4 protein-coding genes are annotated in these 5993 nt (G+C 67.3%); 1 reads left to right on the top strand and 3 read right to left on the bottom strand.

All coding sequences use genetic code 11. From position 1 onward, the window contains the following. A partial coding sequence (trhP, locus tag JHC36_RS02720) for a prephenate-dependent tRNA uridine(34) hydroxylase TrhP (protein ID WP_287915543.1) occupies nucleotides 1-1098 on the top strand: 1098 nt, incomplete at its 5' end. A 53-nt stretch (nucleotides 1099-1151) separates the two neighbouring features. On the opposite strand, the gene JHC36_RS02715 is transcribed toward trhP, so the two are convergent. The 3 genes from JHC36_RS02715 to acnB form a co-directional block, all read right to left on the bottom strand. Then, nucleotides 1152-2471 (bottom strand): glycerate kinase type-2 family protein, encoded by a 1320-nt coding sequence (locus JHC36_RS02715; RefSeq protein WP_287915540.1) that lies wholly within the window; start codon nucleotides 2469-2471, stop codon nucleotides 1152-1154. A 47-nt stretch (nucleotides 2472-2518) separates the two neighbouring features. Continuing rightward, nucleotides 2519-3316: a 2-oxo-tetronate isomerase gene (gene otnI, locus JHC36_RS02710; protein WP_287915538.1), complete on the bottom strand. Its 798-nt coding sequence runs from the start codon at nucleotides 3314-3316 to the stop codon at nucleotides 2519-2521. A 62-nt stretch (nucleotides 3317-3378) separates the two neighbouring features. Next, nucleotides 3379-5973, bottom strand: coding sequence for a bifunctional aconitate hydratase 2/2-methylisocitrate dehydratase (gene acnB, locus JHC36_RS02705; protein ID WP_287915535.1), 2595 nt, complete (start codon nucleotides 5971-5973; stop codon nucleotides 3379-3381). Nucleotides 5974-5993: the final 20 nt, after the last annotated feature.

Genomic DNA, 5993 nt, shown 5'->3' with positions numbered 1-5993 from the left:
GGCCTCATCAGCATGGTGCTCGAGCGCATGCACGAAGGGCCGTGGCCCGAGGTGCCGATCCACCTCTCGGTGCAAGCGAACACGCTCAACTCCGCGGCGGTGAAATTCTGGCAGCGCATCGGGGTGCGGCGCATCATTCTGTCGCGTGAATTGAGCCTCGACGAAATCGCCCAGATCCGCGACGACTGCCCGGACATGGAGCTCGAAGTCTTCGTGCATGGCGCGTTGTGCATCGCCTACTCGGGCCGCTGTCTGCTCTCGGGCTATTTCAACCGGCGCGACCCGAACCAGGGCACCTGCACCAACGCCTGCCGCTGGGACTACAAAACCCATGCGGCGACGGAGTCGAGCGACACCGGCGAGGCCGTCCCGCTGGCGCTCGATGCGGATTTCAGCTTTGCCGAGGAGGCCGCCCAAGCCGAGCGCGCCTTCGCCGCGTGCGGCGGAGCCCAGCGCCATCCGGCAGCCGACCGCGTCTATCTGCTCGAGGAAAAGGAGCGCCCGGGCCAGCTCATGCCCATCATGGAAGACGAGCACGGCACCTACATCATGAACAGCAAGGACCTGCGCGCCGTCGAACATGTGGCGCGGCTGGTGCAGATCGGCGTCGATTCGCTCAAGATCGAAGGGCGCACCAAAAGCCGCTACTACGTCGCGCGCACCGCGCAGGTGTATCGCCGCGCCATCGACGACGCCGTTGCGGGGCGGCCCTTCGACCCGGCGCTGCTCGGCGAACTCGAGGGTCTGGCCAACCGCGGCTACACGCCGGGCTTTCTGGAGCGCCGAGCGAGCCACACCTACCAAAATTACGATCGCGGAAGCTCCGAGTCGCAGCGCAGCCAATTCGTCGGCGAAGTCCACGCTGTGCGTGACGGCTGGGCCGAGGTGGAGACGAAAAACCGCTTCGCGGTGGGCGACACGCTCGAACTCATCCAGCCCGAAGGCAACCGCAGCCTGGTGCTCGCGGCCATGCGCGACGCGCAGGGTGCGGCGCTCCGCGTCGCATCGGGCAGCCCGCTGCGGGTGTGGATCCCGCTCGAAGGCGCGCGGCCCGGCGCCATGCTCGCGCGGCGGCTCGACATCGCCGGCTCGATATAAAAAACCCCGTAGCCCGGCGTGAATCGGTCGGGTGTTGCTCTACTTTTTGAGGCTCACCGAACCAGCACGGCGCGAAAGTCGTTGACGTTGGTGTGCGTGGGCCCGGTGACGAGCAAGTCGCCCAGCGGCTCGAAAAAACCGTAGGCATCGTTGCGCGCCAGATGGTCGGCCAGCTTCAAGCCCAAAGCGCTGGCGCGCGCGAGCGTGTCGGGCGTGACGAACGCGCCGGCGTTGTCCTCGACCCCGTCGATGCCGTCGGTGTCGGCCGCCAGCCCCCAGATGCGCGGGTGGCCGGCCAAGGCCTGCGCCAGGCCCATGCAGAACTCGCCGGCGCGGCCGCCGCGGCCGCGGGGCTGGCCTGCCGCCGGTGGCCGCACCGTCACCGTGGTCTCGCCGCCGCTCAAGATCACGCACGGCGCCTCGAAGCAGCTGCGGCCCAGCGCGGTCGAGCGCGCGATGGCCGCATGCACCTTGCCCACCTCGCGCGACTCGCCCTCGATCTCGTCGCTGAGGATGTAGGCCCGCCAACCGAGCGCCCGCGCCGCCGCCGCGGCGGCTTCGAGGCTTTGCTGGGGCGTCGCGATCAGGTGCGTCACGCAGCGCGCCAGGCGCGGGTCGCCCGGCTTCGGCGTTTCGAGCGCGCCGCTTTGCAGGCCCTCGCGCACCGCCGGGGGGACGGCGATGGCGTAGCGGTCCAGGATTTCCAGCGTGTCGGCGCAGGTGCTGCCGTCGGCGACCGTCGGCCCGCTCGCGATCACGCTCGGGTCGTCTCCGGGCACGTCGCTGATGGCGAGCGTCAGCACCCGCGCGGGTGCGCAGGCAGCCGCGAGCCGCCCGCCCTTGATGCGCGACAGGTGCTTGCGCACGGTGTTCATCTGCGCGATGTCGGCACCCGATTCGAGCAGCGCCCGGTTGATGCGCTGTTTGTCTTCGAGCGTGAGCCCCTCGCACGGCAGCGTCAGCAGCGCCGAGCCGCCGCCCGAAATCAGGCACAGCACCAGATCTTCCTCTGTCAGCCCCTGGGTCAAGCCCAAAATGCGCGTGGCGGCGGCTACCCCGGCGGCATCGGGCACTGGGTGCGCCGCCTCGACGATCTCGATGCGCTCGGGCACACCGGGCGGGCGCGGCGGCGTGTGGCCATAGCGCGTGACCACCAAGCCGGAGATCGGCGCATCCCGCGGCCATAAGGCTTCGACCGCCTGCGCCATCGCACCGGCGGCCTTGCCCGCGCCCAGTACCAGGGTGCGGCCTGCCCTGGCTCGATCCGGCGGCGGGGGCAGGTGGGCGGCCATGTTGTGCAGCGGCAGCGCGCGCTGCACCGCTGCCTCGTAGAGGTGGCGCAGCAAGGCGCGCGGGTCGTCGGTGGGGTGCATGGGGGCCTTACTCAATCCAGCCGCAACATCGAGGTTCTGCGGGACGATCAGAGGCTGCATCCGTGCTGGCGCAGCCAATCGAGCCCGCGATCGGTCCCGCCCGCGGTCTCGTCGAGCGGGCGGTATTCGCAACCAATCCAGCCCGAGTAGCCCAGCCGGTCGATGTGCTCAAACAAAAATCGATAGTTGATTTCGCCGGTACCCGGCTCGTGCCGGCCCGGGGTGTCGGCGAGCTGCAGATGCCCGATGCGCGGCAACAGGGCCGCCAGGGTGTTGGCCAATTCGCCCTCCATCCGCTGCGCATGATAGATGTCGTACTGCAGCAAGACATGGTCCGCACCCACGGCGTCGATGAGCGCCACGGCCTGGCGCGGCCGGCTCACGAAGTAGCCGGGCATGTCATAGGTGTTGATGGGCTCGACCAGCACGACGATCCCGAGCTTGCGGGCCTCGGCCGCGGCATGGCGCAGGTTGGCGATCCAGGTCGCTCGGGCTTCGTCCTCGGTCACGCCCGGCGGTCGTATCCCGGCCATGCAATGCCAGCGCGGCGTACCCAACACCCGCGCGTAGCGAGCCGCGAGCGCCACACCGGCCCGAAACTCCGCTTCTCGCCCAGGGATGCAAGCCAGCCCGCGCTCACCCGCTGCCCAGTCGCCGGGCGGGAGGTTGTGCAGCACGAGCTGCAGCCCATGCCGCCGCAAGCGCTCCGCGATGACCTCGGGCGGGTGCTCGTAGGGGAACAAGAACTCCACCGCTTTGAACCCGGCCCTGGCCGCGGCCTCGAAGCGATCCAAGAAGGGCCGCTCGGGCCAGAGCATCGAAAGATTGGCTGCAAACCGAGGCATGTTGGAACCCGAAAAAAAGCCCCGAAGAGCGGGGCTCGACGGGGCGTGGGGGGTGCGAACGATTAGACCGGAACCGTCTTCGCGCGCTCGACGTACTCGCCGATCTGGTCGAAGTTCAGATACTTGTAGATTTTGTCACCATTGGCGTTGATCACACCGATGTCGGCCAGGTACTCTTCCTTGGTGGGGATACGGCCCAGCTTGGAGCAGATGGCCGCCAGTTCCGCCGAGCCGAGGTAGACGTTGGTGTTCTTGCCCAGGCGGTTGGGGAAGTTGCGCGTGCTGGTGGACATGACGGTCGCGCCCTCTCTGACCTGCGCCTGGTTGCCCATGCACAAGCTGCAGCCGGGAATTTCCATGCGCGCGCCGGCCTGACCAAAGACGCCGTAGTGGCCTTCTTCGGTGAGCTGGTGCGCATCCATCTTGGTGGGCGGGGCCATCCACAGGCGCACGGGGATGTCGCGCTTGCCTTCGAGCAACTTGCTCGCGGCGCGGAAGTGGCCGATGTTGGTCATGCACGAGCCAATGAACACCTCGTCGATTTTCGCGCCGGCCACGTCCGACAGCGTCTTGGCGTCGTCGGGGTCGTTCGGGCAGCAGACGATGGGCTCGGTGATTTCGTTGAGGTCGATCTCGATGACCGCCGCGTATTCGGCATCCGCATCGGGCTCGAGCAGCTTGGGATTCTCGAGCCAAGCCTCCATCGCCTTGATGCGCCGCGCCAGCGTGCGCGCATCTTGATAGCCGTCGGCGATCATGTTCTTGAGGAGCACGATGTTCGACTGGATGTATTCGATGATGGGCTCCTTGTCGAGCCGCACCGTGCAACCGGCCGCCGAACGCTCGGCCGAGGCGTCCGACAGCTCGAAGGCCTGCTCCACCTTCAGCTTGGGCAGCCCTTCGATCTCGAGGATGCGGCCCGAGAAGATGTTCTTCTTGCCTTTCTTCTCGACCGTCAGCAGCCCCTGCTTGATCGCGTAGAGCGGGATCGCATGCACCAAGTCGCGCAGCGTCACGCCGGGCTGCATCTCGCCCTTGAAGCGCACCAGCACCGACTCGGGCATGTCGAGCGGCATGACGCCGGTCGCCGCCGCAAACGCCACCAGGCCCGAACCCGCCGGGAAGCTGATGCCGATGGGAAAGCGCGTGTGGCTGTCGCCGCCTGTACCCACGGTATCGGGCAACAGCATGCGGTTGAGCCAGGAGTGGATGATGCCGTCGCCCGGACGCAGCGCCACGCCGCCGCGCGTGCTGATGAACTCGGGCAGCTCGTGGTGCATCTTCACATCCACCGGCTTCGGATACGCCGCGGTATGGCAGAAGGACTGCATCACCAGATCGGCCGAGAATCCCAAACAGGCGAGGTCTTTGAGCTCGTCGCGCGTCATCGGGCCGGTCGTGTCCTGGCTGCCGACGGTCGTCATCTTCGGCTCGCAGTAGGTACCGGGGCGTACACCCTTGCCCTCGGGCATGCCGCAGGCACGACCCACCATTTTTTGCGCCAGCGTGTAGCCCTTGCCACTGTCGACCGGCGGCTTGGGCAGGCGGAAGACCGTCGAGGCCGGCAGGCCCAGATATTCGCGCGCCTTGGCGGTCAGGCCACGGCCGATGATGAGGTTGATGCGGCCACCCGCGCGGACTTCATCGAGCAGCACCTCGCTCTTGAGCGCGAAGGTCGCGAGCACTTCGCCGTTGCGCTCGATCTTGCCGTCATACGGATAGATGTCGATGACGTCCCCGAACTCGATCTTGCTGACGTCCACCTCGATCGGCAAGGAGCCGGAGTCTTCCTGGGTGTTGAAGAAAATCGGCGCGATCTTGCCGCCGAGCGTCACACCGCCAAAGCGCTTGTTCGGCACAAACGGAATGTCGTGGCCGGTGTGCCAGATCACGCTGTTCGTCGCCGACTTGCGCGACGAACCGGTTCCCACGACGTCGCCCACGTAGGCGACGAGGTGGCCTTTTTCCTTGAGCTTATTGATGACGCTGATCGGGCCGCGCTTGCCGTCCTCATCCGGCTCGAAGGGTGCATCCGGACGCCGGTTCTTCAGCATCGCCAGCGCGTGCAGCGGAATGTCGGGACGGCTCCAGGCGTCGGGGGCCGGAGACAGGTCGTCGGTGTTCGTTTCACCCGGCACCTTGAACGCGGTGACCGTGATCTTGTGCGGGACTTCCGGCCGCGAGAGAAACCATTCGGCATCGGCCCAGCTCTGCATCACCGCGCGGGCGTGGGCATTGCCCGCCTCGACCTTCTCGACGACGTCGTGGAAGGCGTCGAACATCAGCAGGGTCTTCTTGAGCGCTTCAGCGGCGATGGGCGCCACCTCGGGGTCGTCGAGCAGATCGATCAGCGGCTTGACGTTGTAGCCCCCGACCATCGTGCCGAGCAGCTCGGTCGCGCGGGCCTTGGAAATCAGGCCAACCTGGATCGAGCCGTGCGCCACGGCGGCAAGGAACGAGGCCTTCACCTTGGCCGCATCATCGACCCCCGGCGGCACGCGATGCACCAGCAGGTCGAGCAGGTCCTGCGGGTTCTCCCCGGCGGCCGGGTTCTTGATCAGCTCGATGAGCTCGGCCGTCTGCTGGGCCGACAGCGGCAGGGGCGGGATGCCGAGCGCTGCGCGCTCGGCGACGTGTTCACGGTAGGCTTTCAACATGGTCTTACTCCAGGGTTTCT

Origin of the sequence: Tibeticola sp. (assembly GCF_022759015.1) — a bacterium.
GTDB classification, from domain to species: domain Bacteria; phylum Pseudomonadota; class Gammaproteobacteria; order Burkholderiales; family Burkholderiaceae_C; genus Tibeticola; species Tibeticola sediminis.
Note: the sequence above shows the minus strand (reverse complement) of the source record. Positions and strands in the feature narration are given on the sequence as shown.

What these genes read in the sequence shown, in the direction of transcription:
- JHC36_RS02715 (WP_287915540.1), bottom strand. Translation starts at nt 2,471, where the DNA reads ATGCACCCCACCGACGACCCGCGCGCCTTGCTGCGCCACCTCTACGAG.
- acnB (WP_287915535.1), bottom strand. Translation starts at nt 5,973, where the DNA reads ATGTTGAAAGCCTACCGTGAACACGTCGCCGAGCGCGCAGCGCTCGGC.
- otnI (WP_287915538.1), bottom strand. Translation starts at nt 3,316, where the DNA reads ATGCCTCGGTTTGCAGCCAATCTTTCGATGCTCTGGCCCGAGCGGCCC.